At 72.4% G+C, this 15,192-nt stretch carries 16 protein-coding genes; 7 read left to right on the forward strand and 9 right to left on the reverse strand.

Going from position 1 to position 15,192, the window contains the following annotated elements; all coding sequences use genetic code 11:
* Positions 1-173 precede the first annotated feature (173 nt).
* From QSK25_RS06985 to QSK25_RS06995, 3 genes are read left to right on the forward strand one after another with little or no spacing between them, the layout of a single operon-like run.
* Positions 174-4,868, forward strand: a complete 4,695-nt coding sequence (locus QSK25_RS06985; protein ID WP_285634891.1) for a WXG100 family type VII secretion target — start codon at positions 174-176, stop codon at positions 4,866-4,868.
* A gap of 46 nt (positions 4,869-4,914) precedes the next feature.
* The gene (locus QSK25_RS06990; RefSeq protein ID WP_285634894.1) at positions 4,915-5,283 is read left to right on the forward strand and encodes a hypothetical protein; all 369 of its coding nucleotides are present in this window, start codon (positions 4,915-4,917) and stop codon (positions 5,281-5,283) included.
* The gene (locus QSK25_RS06995) at positions 5,280-5,705 is read left to right on the forward strand and encodes a hypothetical protein (RefSeq protein ID WP_285634897.1); all 426 of its coding nucleotides are present in this window, start codon (positions 5,280-5,282) and stop codon (positions 5,703-5,705) included. The genes QSK25_RS06990 and QSK25_RS06995 overlap by 4 nt, the downstream gene beginning before the upstream one ends.
* A 136-nt stretch (positions 5,706-5,841) precedes the next feature.
* Here QSK25_RS06995 and QSK25_RS07000 read toward each other — a convergent pair whose 3' ends face one another.
* From QSK25_RS07000 to QSK25_RS07010, 3 genes are all read right to left on the reverse strand, one after another.
* Entirely contained in the window at positions 5,842-6,159 is a 318-nt protein-coding gene (locus tag QSK25_RS07000; RefSeq protein WP_285634900.1) for a sigma-70 family RNA polymerase sigma factor, read from the reverse strand.
* Positions 6,160-6,256: 97 nt separating this feature from the next.
* A complete protein-coding gene (locus tag QSK25_RS07005; RefSeq protein WP_285634903.1) occupies positions 6,257-6,898 on the reverse strand; it encodes a maleylpyruvate isomerase mycothiol-dependent enzyme family protein in 642 nt (213 codons plus the stop codon).
* Between the two features lie 49 nt (positions 6,899-6,947).
* Positions 6,948-7,550 carry a TetR/AcrR family transcriptional regulator gene (locus QSK25_RS07010; RefSeq protein WP_285634916.1) on the reverse strand — a complete coding sequence of 201 codons (603 nt, stop codon included), beginning with the start codon at positions 7,548-7,550 and terminating at the stop codon, positions 6,948-6,950.
* Positions 7,551-7,655: 105 nt separating this feature from the next.
* On the opposite strand from QSK25_RS07010, the gene QSK25_RS07015 reads away from it, so the two are divergent.
* Positions 7,656-8,342 (forward strand): SDR family NAD(P)-dependent oxidoreductase, encoded by a 687-nt coding sequence (locus QSK25_RS07015; protein WP_285634923.1) that lies wholly within the window; start codon positions 7,656-7,658, stop codon positions 8,340-8,342.
* A 22-nt stretch (positions 8,343-8,364) separates the two neighbouring features.
* Here QSK25_RS07015 and QSK25_RS07020 read toward each other — a convergent pair whose 3' ends face one another.
* The gene (locus tag QSK25_RS07020) at positions 8,365-8,682 is read right to left on the reverse strand and encodes a hypothetical protein (protein ID WP_285634926.1); all 318 of its coding nucleotides are present in this window, start codon (positions 8,680-8,682) and stop codon (positions 8,365-8,367) included.
* A gap of 431 nt (positions 8,683-9,113) precedes the next feature.
* Here QSK25_RS07020 and QSK25_RS07030 point away from each other — a divergent pair, with 431 nt between their 5' ends.
* Genes QSK25_RS07030 through QSK25_RS07040 form a run of 3 tightly spaced genes read left to right on the forward strand, consistent with a single transcriptional unit; the run spans position 9,114 to position 10,970 of the window.
* Positions 9,114-9,575 carry a TetR/AcrR family transcriptional regulator gene (locus tag QSK25_RS07030; RefSeq protein WP_285634929.1) on the forward strand — a complete coding sequence of 154 codons (462 nt, stop codon included), beginning with the start codon at positions 9,114-9,116 and terminating at the stop codon, positions 9,573-9,575.
* 1 nt (position 9,576) lies between these two features.
* On the forward strand, positions 9,577-9,930 hold the full coding sequence (locus QSK25_RS07035) for a hypothetical protein (protein WP_285634932.1): 354 nt from the start codon (positions 9,577-9,579) through the stop codon (positions 9,928-9,930).
* Entirely contained in the window at positions 9,927-10,970 is a 1,044-nt protein-coding gene (locus QSK25_RS07040) for an alpha/beta hydrolase family protein (protein WP_285634935.1), read from the forward strand. The genes QSK25_RS07035 and QSK25_RS07040 overlap by 4 nt, the downstream gene beginning before the upstream one ends.
* Here the strand turns inward: QSK25_RS07040 and QSK25_RS07045 are convergent, their stop codons facing one another.
* From QSK25_RS07045 to QSK25_RS07065, 5 genes are all read right to left on the reverse strand, one after another.
* On the reverse strand, positions 10,971-11,780 hold the full coding sequence (locus tag QSK25_RS07045; RefSeq protein WP_285634938.1) for a serine hydrolase: 810 nt from the start codon (positions 11,778-11,780) through the stop codon (positions 10,971-10,973).
* Between the two features lie 211 nt (positions 11,781-11,991).
* A complete protein-coding gene (locus tag QSK25_RS07050; RefSeq protein ID WP_285634941.1) occupies positions 11,992-12,855 on the reverse strand; it encodes an ABC transporter ATP-binding protein in 864 nt (287 codons plus the stop codon).
* The gene (locus QSK25_RS07055; RefSeq protein ID WP_285635291.1) at positions 12,852-13,250 is read right to left on the reverse strand and encodes a GntR family transcriptional regulator; all 399 of its coding nucleotides are present in this window, start codon (positions 13,248-13,250) and stop codon (positions 12,852-12,854) included. The genes QSK25_RS07050 and QSK25_RS07055 overlap by 4 nt, the downstream gene beginning before the upstream one ends.
* A gap of 57 nt (positions 13,251-13,307) precedes the next feature.
* A complete protein-coding gene (locus QSK25_RS07060; protein ID WP_285634944.1) occupies positions 13,308-14,291 on the reverse strand; it encodes an ABC-2 membrane transporter-related protein in 984 nt (327 codons plus the stop codon).
* Positions 14,288-15,061 carry an ABC transporter ATP-binding protein gene (locus QSK25_RS07065; RefSeq protein WP_285635294.1) on the reverse strand — a complete coding sequence of 258 codons (774 nt, stop codon included), beginning with the start codon at positions 15,059-15,061 and terminating at the stop codon, positions 14,288-14,290. The genes QSK25_RS07060 and QSK25_RS07065 overlap by 4 nt, the downstream gene beginning before the upstream one ends.
* Positions 15,062-15,192: the final 131 nt, after the last annotated feature.

The following is a 15,192-nucleotide window of genomic DNA, read 5'->3' on the forward strand; positions in this document are numbered from 1 at the left end:
ACCGCCGCGATCCCCGGCCCCGTTACTCCGTTAGGGTTGTGTGGCCGCATAGCGCAACTGGCTGTAGCTGTGCTGCGACAACCTTGAGCCAATGCCTGGCGGACTGATGGGGGAGGCTGCGCCGTGGCCGCACGCTGTGTGCTGCGTGGACCCTGGTCGTGCGAGGGTCTGCGATGACGACCCCGAACCCCCTGGTCGTCAAGCCTGACGCCGAGCCGGGCGGGGTCTTCAACGCGGGCACCGGTGACAACGGCTGGGCGACCGGCATTTCGATCGCCGAGTCCGCCATGGACACGTTCAACGGCGTCAAGGACGGCAACTGGATCGAGGCCGGCCTGGGCATGGTCGGGCTGGCCGCGGACGCCGCCGCGATGGCCATCGACCCGTTCGGCACGCTGTTGTCCTCCGCCGCGTCGTTCCTGATGGAGCACGTGCAGCCGTTGAAGGACATGCTCGACTGGCTCGCGGGCGACCCGCCGGTGATCGAGTCGTACTCGGCCACCTGGGGGAAGGTCTCCCAGGAGCTGGGCAAGATCGCCGAGGACTACGCCGCGCAGGTGACGAACGGCACGCAGGGCTGGACCGGGCCGGCGGCGGACGGTTACCGCGCCAACTCCCAGGCGCAGAGCGACGCGCTGACGGGCGCGGCGTCGGCGGCCGGCACCGTGGGCACCGTCGTGGGCATGATGGGCATGGTCGTGGCGTTCGTGCGCGAGATGGTGCGCGACCTGATCGCCGACCTGGTGGGCAAGCTCATCGCCTGGGTGCTCGAGGCCGTGTTCTCGCTGGGGTTCGGCACGCCGGTGATCGTCGCGCAGGCCGTGACCGCGATCTCCAAGTGGGCCGCCAGGATCGCGAAGGTCATCCAGGACCTGCTCAACACGATCAAGAAGGTCTCGCCGCTGCTCAAGCGCCTGGTCGAGGTCTTCGAGAAGATCATGAAGGTGGTCGGCAAGCTCGCCGGCAAGGTCACCGGCCTCGACGTGCTGAGCACGAAGAGCATCAAGCCGGGCGGGTTCCTGCAGACCGGCCGCGCCGACGTCGACCTGCCCCCGGGCAGCCCGGGCCGTGGCAACGGCGGCCCGCCGTCCGACCCGGACACCCCCGACACCCCGAGCCCGACCACACCCGGCTCGAGCTCGCCGAACTCGAGCTCGCCGGACCCGAGCTCGCCGTCCGATCGCCCTCGCGACACGACGACGGCCTCGAACACCGCCACGTCGACGAGCGACCCCGCGACCTCCCGCCCAGGCCCCGGCGACCCACCTGCCGCTCCGCGCCCCGGCCGCGATCCGGACGCGCCGCGCGACAACACGCCCGGCCCCGGCACCGATGCTCCGCGAGGTAGCACGCCCGGCCCCGGCACCGATGCTCCGCGCGGTAACACGCCCGCCGGCAGCAACCCCGGTCTCAGCACCGATGCTCCGCGTGGCAGCACGCCCACAGGTAGCAACCCCGGTTCCGGCGCCGACGCTCCGCGTGGCAGCACGCCCACAGGTAGCAACCCCGGTCCCGGCGCCGACGCTCCGCGTGGCAGCACGCCCACAGGTAGCAACCCCGGTCCCGGCGTCGATGCTCCGCGTGGCAACGCGCCCACCGGCAGCACTCACAGCCCTGGCGGCGACGCCCCGCGCACCACCGCACCGTCGGCCGAACACCACGGCGGAGCGCCGGGCCAGCACAGCAGCCCCGGCACCGGAAGCGGCTCACCCGCCGGTGGCCCCGGTGCACCGCCGCCCCGCGTCGACAACACCTCGGCGGCCACCGCCGCGGCCCCGGAGGCCCCGAGCCGCCCAGTCCAGCCCCACACCACGAACACAGGTCCGCAGGGCAGCACGCCCACCGGCCACCCCACCCCTGCCGGCGCACCGGGCGGCATGTCCCCAGCACCGGGCGGCATGCCCCACGCCCCCGGAGGCTCGCCGGGCGGTGGCCCCGGCCCGAGGCCAGGCAGCGGAGGCGGCTGGACCGGAACGCCCGGCAGCCGCGGCGACCTGGGCTCCGGCATGCCGCCGGGCCGCACGGCGGACACCTCCCGCCCGTCCTCCTTCTCCCCGGCGAACGCAGGCCCCGGCCACCCGGCCGCACCACACGCCGGCCCCACGCCCCACGGCGGTCCGACTGGTCCTTCGTCGCACGGTGGCCCGACCGGTCCCTCGCCCCGCAGCGGCCAGAACGGTCCCTCGCCGCACGGCCCCGGCCCGTCCTCCACCCATCCCGGCACGCCGCCGAGGCCTCACACCGCTCCGGGCGGTCCGCCGCACCCCGGCCCGAACCCCCGAGGCGCGGGCCCGTCCCACCACGCCCCGCCGCGCACCCACCAGCCCAACCCGGGACCGCACCCCGGCCCCCAGCACCCAGGCCGTCCCCAGCACCCAGGCCGTCCCCAGCACGCCGGCCCGTCGCACGCGGGCGGTTCGCCGTCCGGCCCCGGCTCGCACCCCGGGGACGCCGCACCAGCACGCCACCCGAACGCCCCCGGCCCCCGGCCGCACGACGGCACACAGCCGTCGCGCCACGACGCCGGCCCGTCCCGCGCCCCGGAGACGCCGTCTCGCCGCGACCCGGCCGGCACGCAGGGACCGTGGCGTGAGCCCGAGCAGGGCACGTCGCCGCGCCACGACACCAACCGCGACCCCGGCCACCACACCGACCGCGACACCGACCGCGACACCGACCGCGACACCAACCGCGACACCAACCGCGACACCAACCGCGACCCCGGCCACCACACCGGCCACCACACCGACCAGGGTGGGCAGCCCGACGCGCACCGCCCGGACGCCGACCGGCCGAGCATCGACGAGGCCCACACCCGGCACGGCGAGACGACGCCCGCCGGCATCTCGCACCACCGGGGCGACCCGGAGATGGGCGACCTGCCGCAGCGCGTTCCGCCCGACCCGCGCTACTTCACCGCCGACGTGCACGTCACGCAGGACGGCCGGGCCCGCATCGGCAACCACACCTACAGCCCCGAGGAGTACGGGGACCTGTTGCGGCGCGGCGGGTGGGACGGCAGGACGCCGATCCGGCTGATCGGCTGTGACGCGGGCTCCAACGACTTCGCCAACCGCCTCTCCCGGCACACCGGCGCCGACGTGCTCGCGCCCACCAAGCCCGCCTGGACCGACAGCAGCGGCCGCGTCTACACCAGCGACGCCGAGATCGGGCCGGACGGCAACCGCCAGCCCAGGATCCCGCCGAACGGCGAGTGGGAAACCCACCGTCCCGACGGCACGAGGACCAAGGCGGGTGAGGACGGGTTCGTCCCGGGCACGCGGGACGGCGACAAGGCCGGCCTGACGCCGGACGACGCGGTCGACCGCGGCCAGCGTCCGCGCGACCTGATCACCGACCCGCCCGCGGGGCGCGATCCGACGCCGCAGGCCTCGGTCGACTGGGACCCGCCCACCAGGCCCGACGGCAGCCCGTTGCCCGAGGTGCCGGTGCAGGTGCCGAGGGACCGCAGCGTGTTCGACCTCAACGGCGGCGAGCCGTTGCAGCCGAACTCGCGCATGGTCGTCACCGACGCGGACGGCAACCCGCGCGGCACCTACTACACCGACGAGAACCGCAACATCACCCACGTCGACAGGCAGGTCCCGAACACGCCTCTGCGCGCCGGGCTGCACCTCGACCCGGACGCGTCACGTCTCCAGCCGGGCGTGACCTACCGGCTGGAGACCGGTGTCGGCGACCCGCACGTGCTGGTCGGCCGCGACTTCACGCCGTTCCCGGAGGTCGGCTCGTCACGACCGGGCGTGGACGCGCCGGACGCGAACGGCCCGAACGCCCCGGACTCCAGCGGCCCGAACGCTCCGGACGCGGACCAGCCGGGCACCCGCTCGCCGGACCGGTTCGAGGGCTTCGACAACGGCCAGACCCCGCCCGCCGTGCATTGGGATCCTCAGGGCGACCCGGAGCTGGGCGGCCGCTACCACGACCGGCCGGCAGTCGACGGCTACGACGCTCGTCCCGAGCCGGACGGCAGCGGTCCGTTCAGCACGCGCGCCCACGAACCGCCGCTGCAGCCGCACTCGTGCTACGAGGTCAACGGCCCGGACGGCGAGTGGCACGGCACGTTCTACACCGACGCGGACGGACGGATCTCGCACGTCCAGACGTGGTCGGGCAACCAGGCGAACGGCTTCAACCCGGAACTGGGCGACGACGTCACCTGGGGCAGGTGCCCGCTGCCCGACACGACGTACGCCGTCGGCCCGCGGCACGTGGACGGACTCGACCCGCGCACGCCGATGCAGATGTACCGCACGGACGTCCACGGCGACACGATCGCGGCTTCCGGACGGCCGCACTACGCACCCGACGGCGTCGACACCAGGTCGTACTACGAGGGGCGGCGCGGCGAGACCCCGGGCAAGATCGCCGAGGGCGTCCAGTCCGACGTGGGCCGCGTCGCCGGTGGCGGCTCGTCCGGCAAGACCGACCCGAGCGCGGGCGAGTACGCCGCGGCGAACTACGACCCCGCGGACGTCAAGCAGTTCAAGTGGGCCGGTGGCCACGTCGTCGCCTACGAGATGGGCGGCCCCGGTGAACGGATCAACCACGTCCCGCAGTGGGCGCACGAGAACAGCGGCTACAAGATCGACGGCCGGGGCCGCCCGGACACCTGGTACGGCATGGAGACCGACATCGGTAAGCTCGCCAGGCAGGACGGCACGTCGGTCGACCGCATCGACTTCTTCGCCGAGCGGAGGACGCCGGACATCCACACACCGGACGTCCTGCACACCCGTGTGCAGGTCACGGACGCGTCGGGACCGGGTACACACACGAGGAGCTTCCACAATGTCCCACCCGCGGCCCGGGGTCCCAAGTACAACCCCGCCCCCGACCCCTCCTAGTCGCCGCGAAGAGCTGCTCCAGGGCATCGGGCGCGACCTGGCGGCGGTGCTGCCGGCCGGCTGGTACCGGGCGGACCTGCGGTTCTTCGACGCGTCGGTGGTCAGCGACACGAAGCTCGCCGTGCTGATGCGCGACGGCGGCAGGCCGTACGTGGACGCGCCGACGTCGGTCGTGGAGGCGGCTAGGGAGCTGCGCGGACTGTCCTACCGGGACGGTGCGGGCACGTGGTTCTCCTTCCGCTACCTGCTCGATCCGCCCAGCCGGTACACGGTGGTGTTCAACCACGACTTCGATCCCCTGTGGAATCCGGAGATCCCCGCCGAGGTGTGGCGGACGGACCTGGAGGTCTACCCGCGCGACGAGGCGCACACGCCAGGGTGGCTGCGGTCGAAGCTCGTCGAGGGGGAGTCGTGACGCTGAACCCGGTGCAGCAGGACGAACTGCTGCAGAAGATCACCGAACGCCTCGTGTACCTGCTTCCCCTGGGCTGGCACCACGTCCAGCTCGACTACCGGGCGCTGGGCGACCACGTCTCCGCGGGAGTCCTGCTGCGGATGGTCGACGGCGGCGTGTCGGGGTGGCCGCTGCCCGCCGAGGTGGTCGACATGTTCAGCGAACTGAGGGCCGGCACGGCTCGTCCGGAACGCGGCGCCTGGGTGCAGGCGACGTACTGGCTGACCTACCCGAACGAGTACCAGGTCGAGTACAACCGCGACAAGGACCCGGGTTTCGCGACCCCGCCGCCGCCCGAGCAGTACCGGCGGGAGCTGGAACGCTTCCCGCGCCGGGAAGAGCACGTCCCGGACTGGCTGCGCGACACCGCAGCCCTGGCCTGACCCGGCTCGTCCGGCACCCCGGAACCGCGACGAGCAGCGACAGTTCGGTCAACGACGTCGTGCGCAGATCGAAGTGCGAGGTCCGGGTCACCCGCTTCCGCAGCGTTCCGCCGGCCTGGCTCGCGAGCAACGGGCTTCACGCCGCGTGCCGTTGCCGCACCTCCTCGGCGATCCAGGTGATCGCCTCCGCCGTCGTCAACGGCAGACGAGACGTCCGCAGCAGTGCGGGCGCGTTCCGCCAGACGTGCGTCCACGCGTCGAGGGCGGCTTCCTCGGCCACCAGCGAGTCGACCTGCCCGGTCGGGGTGCGCAGCGCGTCGGTCACCAGGCCGAACACCAGCGCTCCCAAGCGGTCGTACAGCCCGCCGAGCGCGGTGCGGTCACCTCGGGCGACGGCGGTCAGGAGATCACCCGCGGACGTCACCGGCCCTGCACGGAGCGGGAGGGCGCGCATGAGACCACCTTTCGCCGTCGATCTCTTCACCCAGAACGCTATGGCCGTGGGGGAGTGCCTGCATGACGGCGAGGCGGCGAGATCGGTGTGGCCCGGCTCACGGTGATCCACCGGGACCAGATCGAGGCGGCTCGGTGGCGGGCGGAGCGGTGGGCGGTGGGCTGCCGTGCCAGCGCCAGCCGTCCTGCGGGGTCCGGCCGGGCAGCTGGACCCGGTTGGTGGACCAGAGCAGCGCCGTCCACGGTTCGACCTCGGTCAGGGTCGCGGCGGTGTGCGGGAACAGCCGGCCGAGGACGTTCCGGCACAACCCGGCGGGCGGGCTGAGGCGCAGGCCGAACCCGTGCGCGATGTCGTGGCCGTGGACGAGCGCCTCCACGCACCCCATCGCGGCGAAGCCCTCGGGATCGGCCAGGCCCGTGGGGTGGTACGCCCTCGTGGCCGGTGGGCAGGTGCGCACGACCGAGGCGAGCACGCGACCGCCCAGCGCCAGGAACTCCAGCACCTCGGCGGCCGAGGCGTCCTCGTCGGCGACAGCCATGAAGCGCGCGTAGCGGTCCTGCGGTGCCGCGGTCAGCTGGCCCGCGTAGGAGAGGAGGCAGTCGCCGACGTGGTCGGCGGTCGTGCGCGCGGTCCAGTCGCCGGTGCCCGGCGTTGCCCGCCAGTCCCGGTGGACCTCTGGCGCCAGGGTGCTCTCCACGGTGTGGATCGCCAGGTCGAGGTCGTCGGCTGTGACAGCCACGGGGGCTCCCAGGGGGTGCGGCGGTCAGCTGCGAAGGTACCGGCATTCCTCAGTGCGGCCAGGACCGCAGTGCGGTGTCCGCCATCTCCTGGAGTTCCCCGGCGCTGACGCCGCTCGCCGCCTGCACGGCGATGCCCGCCTGCAGGGTGTGGACGTAGCGGGCGAGCGACGCCGGGTTCGCGTCCGGTGGCAGGTCGCCTTCGTCGACGGCGCGCTGGAACCGGTCGCGGATGCGTTCGTGGCCCTTGTTGCGCCAGTCGACCAGGAGCGCGCGGATCTCGCGCCCGGCCTCACCGGTGGCCAGAGCCGCTTGCACGCCAAGGCATCCGTGGGGCTGCTCCGGGCAGGTGGTCGTGCGGATGGAGCCGGCGAGCAGTGCGGTGGCGACGCGCAGCGCGGTCGGTTCGGCCAGGGCGGCCACGACGTACGCGCTGGGGCCTTCGTCGTAGCGCCGCAGGGCTTTGCGGAACAGCTGCTCCTTGTTGCCGAGCGTCGCGTACATGCTGGCCGTCGAGATGCCCATCGCCTCGGTCAGGTTGGCGAGGCTGGCGCCTTCGAAGCCCTGCTCCCAGAAGACGAGCAGGGCGCGGTCGAGCGCCTCGTCGACGTCGAACGCCCGTGGGCGCCCGGTCGCCCGTCGTCGTGTCTCCATGCCGCGAGTCTACGTGTTCTGAAGCGATCGATGCAGAACGTGCTACGGTCGCCTTCTGAAGCGATCGATTCAAAAGTGGGCGTTGTTCGTCCGAGAGGAAGACGCATGACCATCACCCTGATCACCGGCGCCAACAAGGGCATCGGCCACGCGACCGCCGAGCGGCTGCGGGAACTGGGGCACACCGTCTACATCGGAGCGCGTGACGCCGAACGGGGCGAGAAGGCGGCGGCCGACCTCGGTGCCCGGTTCGTGCAGTTGGACGTGACCGACGACGCCTCGGTGAGCACCGCGCTGGCGAAGATCGACGCGGAGGAGGGGCGCCTGGACGTCCTCGTGAACAACGCGGGCGTGCTCGCCAACGAGTCCCTCGACGGACCGTCGGCGTTGCGGGCGTTCGACGTCAACGCCGTCGGCGTGGTCCGGGTGACGGAGGCCGCCCTCCCGCTGCTGCGCAGGTCCGGGAACCCGACCGTGGTGACGGTGTCGAGCAGCATGGGGTCGTTCTGGGCCGTGACCAACCCCGACCGCCCCGAGTACCAGATGCACCTGGCCCTCTACGCCGCGTCGAAGGCGGCGGCGACGATGCTGACCGTCCAGTACGCCAAGGCCCACCCCGGCATCAAGTTCAACGCGCTCGAGCCGGGCACGACCGCCACCGACATGACCGCGGCCTTCGGGATCGGACGGCCGGTCGAGCAGAGCGCGGAGGTGGTGGTGCGGCTGGCGACCCTCGCCGGGGACGGTCCCACGGGAACGTTGCAGGACGAGAACGGCGTCCTCGCCTGGTGAGCCCGGAGGACGGGCGAGGGCCTCAGCAGGCCCTGACGATGACCGCGTGCGCCTTGGGGCTGACGTCGAGGACCTTGACGGTCTTGGCGCCGGCCGGCACGCGCACCACGTAGGTGCCCGGGTAGACCGGGTAGCCGAAGCTGCTGTCCGCCGGTGCGGCCGCGGTGCCCGCGATCATCGCACCGCTGGTGCGGTGGATCGTGGTGGAGACCGCCTTGCCGCAGTTGTTCTTGATGATGATCCTGCCCTTGGTGGCGGCGGTGGCGGTGCCGGTGGTGAGTGCCGACATGACCAGGGCCGTGGCGGCCAGGCCGGTGATGAGGCGCCGGGTCGTGGTCATGGTGCTCCTCCAGGCTTCCGGGCGGGATCGAAAGATCAAGATATCGACGCGCGCGGCGGGGCGCAGTGGGTCGAACGACCGACATGGGCCACTGTCGCGGCACCCGGGAGGCGAAGGTCGGCTCCGCCGCCTTCAGTCGCGGCACGGACACGCCGAGGCGTCTGGCCACCGCCAGGGTGTCGCGGCAGACCTCGCGCGGTTCGGCGGTGTCCGGGTCGGCATGCGCCTCCAGGCCGCGGCGGGCCGGCGCGCCCGGCCTCAGTCCCCGGACGAACATGCCGGCGTCGGGCGCGAAGTGGATCCACAGCCAGTCACGGAGGTCGGGGTGTTCGCGTGGCGTGCGTGGTCGGGAGCCCCCTGTCCGATGCCTTCCTCAAATTCAGGAACGTTCGTTCTTGACTGACCGTTCCTAAAAACGTTAGGGTCGTGACATGGGACGACGAAGGTCCTTCGACGAGGACGAGGTCGTGGAGGCGGCGGCGGAGTTGTTCGCCCGCCGCAGCTACGAGGGCGTCTCGATCGACGACCTCGTGAAAGCGGTCGGAGTGCATCGCAACAGCCTCTACGGCGTGTTCGGCAGCAAGCGCGGGTTGTACCTGGCGGCGCTGCGGCGGCACGTCGAGCGGGAGGTGCGGCCGCACCTGGCTCGCGCCGCGCGGGAGGGGCAGGTCCCGAACTGGGACCTGCTGCTGCTCGCCGCGGTGGATCGGGCACCGGAGGACCCGGACGTGGCCGAGCTGGTGTCGTCGGTCTTCGCCGAGCTCGACGTGGCGACGGGTGATCCGGTGGCCACGGAGGTGCTGCTGGGCCGCTGGCTGCGCGGACGGCCCGACCGCGGCGTCCCCGCCGAACTCGACGCGCTGGAAACGGCGCCTGGCAAGGAGGAGGTCTGACATGGCCGTGGTCAGTGTGCAAGGCCAGGACCTGGTGGTGGAGATGGAAGGTCTGGACAAGCTGTGGGCGCTGAAGAGCAGGCTCACGATCCCGCTGGAGAACGTGCGGGGAGCCACCGTGGATCCGGGGATCGTCGGTGAGCCGAAAGGAATCCGGGCTCCGGGCACGCACCTGCCCAAGGTGATCACCGCGGGCACGTTCCACCACGAGGGCGAGAAGGTCTTCTGGGCGGTGCGGGACGCGCAGAAGGCCGTGGTCGTGGAGCTGGCCGACGAGAACTACACCCGGCTCGTGGTCGAGGTCGACGACCCGCGCGCGGTGGTGGCCATGGTCGAGAAGGCGACGCGCCGGTGATCGTCCGGATCGCGGTGGCGCTGGCGACGGTGGTCTCGTCGGTCGCCCTGCCGCCCGTGACCGCCGTCGCCGCCTCGGTGCAAGCCGCGCCGGGCAACCACGACAAGGGGTTCTGGCTGCCGGCGCACGACGAGGAGGTGTCCTTCGTCGTCGACGGCACCACCACCTACGGGACGTTGCACGTGCCCGCCCGCCTGCGCGGCGAACGGCTGCGCGCGGCTCTCCTGCTGCCCGGCAGCGGGCCCACCGACCGGGACGGCAACCAGCTTCCCTCGCTCACGCCGAACACCCTCCGCGATCTCGCCCTCGTGCTGGGGCGCGATCGCGTGGTGACACTGCGCTTCGACAAGTACGGGACCGGCCGCACTGGGCTGGGGGAGTGGGCGGGGCGTCCGCAGGAACTCGACCACCCGGCGTTCGTGCGGCAGGCCGCCGCCGCTCGTGACTACCTGCGGGACCGTGGCGAGGTGGCTCCGCGGCGGGTGGCGCTGGCCGGTCACAGCGAGGGGGCGCTGACCGCGCTGGTGCTCGCCGCCGACGCGCCTCGCGACCGGCGTACCGCCGCCCTGATCCTGTTGCAGCCACTGGCGTTGCGGATGCTGGACGTGCTGGCCACGCAACTGCACGACCAGACCCGGCAACTGGTCGAGTCCGGCGGTATGTCCGAAGAGGACGGTCGCGTGGTGGACCGTGCGATCGACGTCGCCGTGGCCGACCTGCGCGGAGGCCGTCCGGTGGACACCACGGCCATGCCGCCGGCGCTCGCCGCGCTCTTCGGGTCGCTGGCGGGACCGAGCCGCCGGTTCGTCACCTCACTGGACGCCGTCTTCCCGCCGGACGTCGCGCGTCGGCTGCCGCCGATGCCGGTGCTGCTGACCTGCGGTGAGCTGGACCCGCAGGTGCCCTGCCAGGCCACCGACCAGCTCGCGTCCGTGGTGGGCCACCGGGTGGTCCTGCCGGGCGTGGGCCACGCGATGACCACGGCCGACGGCACGTTCTCGCCGGTGCTGACCAGCCGGCTCGGCGCCTTGCGGTGGTGACTACCGCATCGTGGTGCGGAGGGCTTCAGCGGCTCGGGTGAGCGCGGCGCTCATCGTCGCCAGGTCGGCGTCCTTGCGCCACGAGGTCAGCAACGTCACGGCGTACGTGCCGTCGAGCTTGACCAACCCGGTGCTGTTGAGCACTTTGCGATCACCCGAGCTGCCCCAGCCCTGCTTGATCGCCCAGGTCGCGCCCGGCAGGCCGCTGGGGATGCCGAAGTGCTGGTCGACCCCGTCCGCCGCGGCGCGCGGGGCCTCGGCCATCGCCGACGTCAGCAGCGCGCGGTCCTCGGCGTCGAGCGTGCCCGCGATGTGGCGGTAGACGCGGGAGACGTCCGAGGCCGACGTCGTCGTGCTGCCCCACTGCCCCGGCACCGCCGGCGGCCGGGTGTGGCGCAGGCCGAGCGCCTTGACCTGGCGAGCGATGATCTCCGAGCCCCCGCCCTGCTGCCACAACCGGCTCGCCACGCCGTCGTCGCTGCGCGTCAGCATCGCGGTGACGTCGTGCTGCACCGCGTCGGAGTTCGCGGAGGTTCGGTGCAGCAGGTCCAGCGCGATCAGCAGCTTCACCACGGAGGCCGTCGGCGTGGCGAGGTCACCCTTCCAGGACAGGACCGTCGCGCAGGTCTCCAGGTCGACGACCTCCATCGACAGCACGGGATCGTGCCCGGCGCTGAGCAACGCCTTGCGCGCCTGCTGCACGGCGGGCACCTCACCGGTGGCCGGCGTGAACTCCGTGCAGCGGGTGCGCCAGTCGTCCGCGCCGGTGCGGAGGACGACCACGACGAGCACCGCGAACAACGCGATCACGAGCCCGCTCGAAGCGACCCACCTGCGCCGCCGCCGGTTCGGCGGACGCCAGGTGCCCGGCCGGGGGAGGAGCTTTTGGGTAGGCGAATCCGCATCACCGTGCATGGGCGTTGGTCCAATCCGGAAGAAGGCAGCAGAAAGCCGCACAGCAGAGCCGAAAGGCGAGCCGTGTCAACGAGAAGTGATCAGGCGCGGTTTCCCGCGATGTCCGCTATCGGCGGGGAGCGGACGTCCGTGCGCGCGACGCGCGGAGGTAGCCCATCACGAGCGACTCCAGGTCGGGTTCCGCGTCGCTCCAGCCCTGCGGGGCGGGCCCGGAGTCCTTCAGCAGCAACGTGGCCTGGCGCTGGGTGCGGGTCGCGCTGACGAGCGTTCCCTCCACAGCGGACTCGTCGGCGGCCGGACCGACCAGGATCCGGTGCCGTGCCAGGACTTCCTCGATGTCGCCGTCGACCTGGACCCGGCCGTCGTCGACCAGGAGCAGGTGGTCGCACACCTCGCGCAGGTCCGCGAGCAGGTGCGAGGACATCACCACCGTGGTGCCCCGGTCGGCGACCTCGGCCATGATGATCCGCAGCGTCTCGTCGCGGGCCAGGGGATCGAGGTCGGCCAGCGGTTCGTCGAGCAGGAGCAGCCGGGGCAACCGGCCCAGTGCCAGTGCGATCGCCACCTGCGTCCGGGTGCCCGCGGACAGGGTGCGGATCTTCGCGTCCTGGTCGACGCCCGCCTGCAGGCCGAGCACCTCCTGGACCCGTTCGGCGGACCAGCGGTCGTTCATGCCCGCCGCGACGCGCACCATCTCGCGCACGGTGAGGTGGCCGTAGAGCGGCCGGTCCTGGGCGAGGAACGAGACGTCCGGGTGGGTGCCGCCGCGCACCGGCGTGCCGAAGACCCGCAGTTCCCCGGCGGTCGGGCGGACGAGACCGGCGGCCATGCGCAGCAGGGTGCTCTTGCCCGCGCCGTTCGGGCCGACCAGGGCGATGACCTTGCCCTCGGGGAGGGCGAAGGTGCAGTCGCGGACCGCCCAGCGGCTGCGGTACTGCTTGCCGACGGCGGAGGCGCTCAACGGGATCATGATCGTTCCTCGACGGGGTAGTGCTCTTCGCGGACCGCGGAGTACAGGGCGTCGACGTCCTCGACGACCAGACCGCCCTCCCGCGCGAGCTTCATCCAGCGCGCGAGTTCCTTGCGCAGCGGTGCGTCGTCGCCCGCGGTCGCCTCGGAGGCCAGCGACTTGGTCACGAAGGTGCCCAGACCGCGCCTGCCCTCCACGAGGCCCTCGCGTTCGAGCTCGCGGTAGGCCTTGAGCACGGTGTTGGGGTTGACGGCGGTGGCGTCCACCACCTCCCGCGCTGAGGGCAGCCGGTCGCCGGGGGCCAGCAGTCCCAGTCGCATGGCCTGCTCGACCTGGTGGACGATCTGCATGTACGTGGAGACCCCGGAGTGCCGGTCGATCCGGAACTCGATCACGTCGATCAGCATAGGTGCTCTCCCGCTCCAGGGCGTCCACCACGCACTCGGCCCAGCTCAGCTCTGCCTGCGCAGGGCCCAGACCGTCCCCGCCAGCAGCAGCACCGCGAAGCCGCCGAAGATCGCCGCGTCGTACAGGTGCGCGATCCAGGTGCTGCTCTCCGGCAGGACCAGGGAGTACCTGTTCTCGAGGCCGGACTCCCGCATGCACGCCAGGAACTCCTCCTGCCCCTGGGTCGCGGCCGACGACGTCGTCCGGCAGGCGTCGGACACGGACACGGCCCTGTCCCACGGCACCTCCAGCCCGGCGGCGTCGAGCCAGCCCCTGCCGACCGACAGGGCACCGTCGCGCATGTCCACGGTCAACCCGTCCGCGGCCACCCGCCGTTCGGGCGTCACGAACCGGTTCACCTGCCCGTCCAGCGCGAACCGCGCGACGACGAACACGCCGAACGCCGCGGTCATCGCGACGAGCGTGCGGCGGGCCACCACGCCCACGAAAGCGCCGACGGCGAAGGCGAAGAGCGTGTAGGCGACCGGCGAGACGTGGTCGATGCCGAAGTTGACGGGGTGCCACGCGCCGTTGATCCGCGGCCCCAGCGTGCCCGCAGCGGTCAGCCACCACCAGACGAGGTACTGCAGCACCGCCACCACGACCAGGGCCGGCACCAGCGCGACGACCAGCTTGCTGAGCATCCACCGCGTCCGGCTCACCGACTGGGTGAACGCCAGGACGTGCGTGCCGTGCTCCAGCTCCTGGGCGAACAGCGGAGCCCCGACGAACACGCCGATCAGGATCGGCAGCACGATGATCAGGATGCGCGCGACCTGGAAGAGGTTGCTCCAGTCGTCCAGGAACGCGTTCTGGTCGACCGACGCGCACGCCGTGCCGCCGCGCTCCACGCACTCGGTGAGCCGTGCCGAGGTGATCGCGCCGACCATGCTCGAGCGCAGCAGCACGAGCGCGCCGCCGCCGACGACCAACACCCCGAGGAGGGTGAGCAGCTGTACGCGCTGCAACCGGAACGATGCCCAGATCATGCCGCTGCCTCCTGTGCCGCCGCCGCACGCATGTGGTGCAGAACCAGTTCCCCGAGCGGGGTGCCGTTCGTGCTGAGCCGGTCGACGTCCCCGGCCAGCAGAATCCGTCCTTTGTGGAGCAGCACGAGGTGGTCGCACACACCTTCCAGCTCCGCCAACACGTGTGAGGACAACACCACGGTAATGCCCTGCGACCGCGCCTCGGTCATCAACGCGCCCAGCACCGCCTCCCGCGCGAGCGGGTCCAGATCGGCCAGCGGCTCGTCGAGCAGCACCAGCCGGGGCCGCTTCCCCAGGGCCAGCGCCAGCGCGACCCGGGTCCGCTGCCCACCCGACAGCGTGCCGACCTTCGCGTGCAGCGGCACCCCGGCCTGCTCCACGAGGTGCGAGGCGTAACCCTGGTCCCAGGTGGGATTGGTGCGCGCGCCGAACGTCAGCGTCTCGGCCACGGTGAGCTGCTTGTACAACGGCTTCGGCTGGGCCAGGTAGGACACCGCGGGGTGCATCCCCCGGCCGTTCGGCTGGTCGCCGAACACGGCGATCGAGCCGACCGTCGGGCGCAGCATGCCCGTGATGAGGCCCATCAACGTGCTCTTGCCGGCGCCGTTCGGGCCGACGAGGGCCACGATCCGGTTGCCGGGGATCGTCAGGGACGTCTGTTCCAGCGCCCAGCCCCTGCGGTACCGCTTGCCCACGCCCTCGGCGAACACCGGCAGCTCGGGGACCGGCACCCCGGGGGCCGGCAGTTCTGGGTGCGGCAGCCTGCGCATGGTCACGGCCACCTCCTCTCGTCATCGACGAGCCGAAGGTAGCACGGTTCACTATTTAAATAGTGAACCAGGTGACCGTTGCCTCCCGGAGGCAACCGGCAGGCTGCTGGGGCGTCCTGGGAAGGCTCAGG

Source organism: Lentzea sp. NBRC 102530, from assembly GCF_030269365.1.
GTDB lineage: Bacteria > Actinomycetota > Actinomycetes > Mycobacteriales > Pseudonocardiaceae > Lentzea.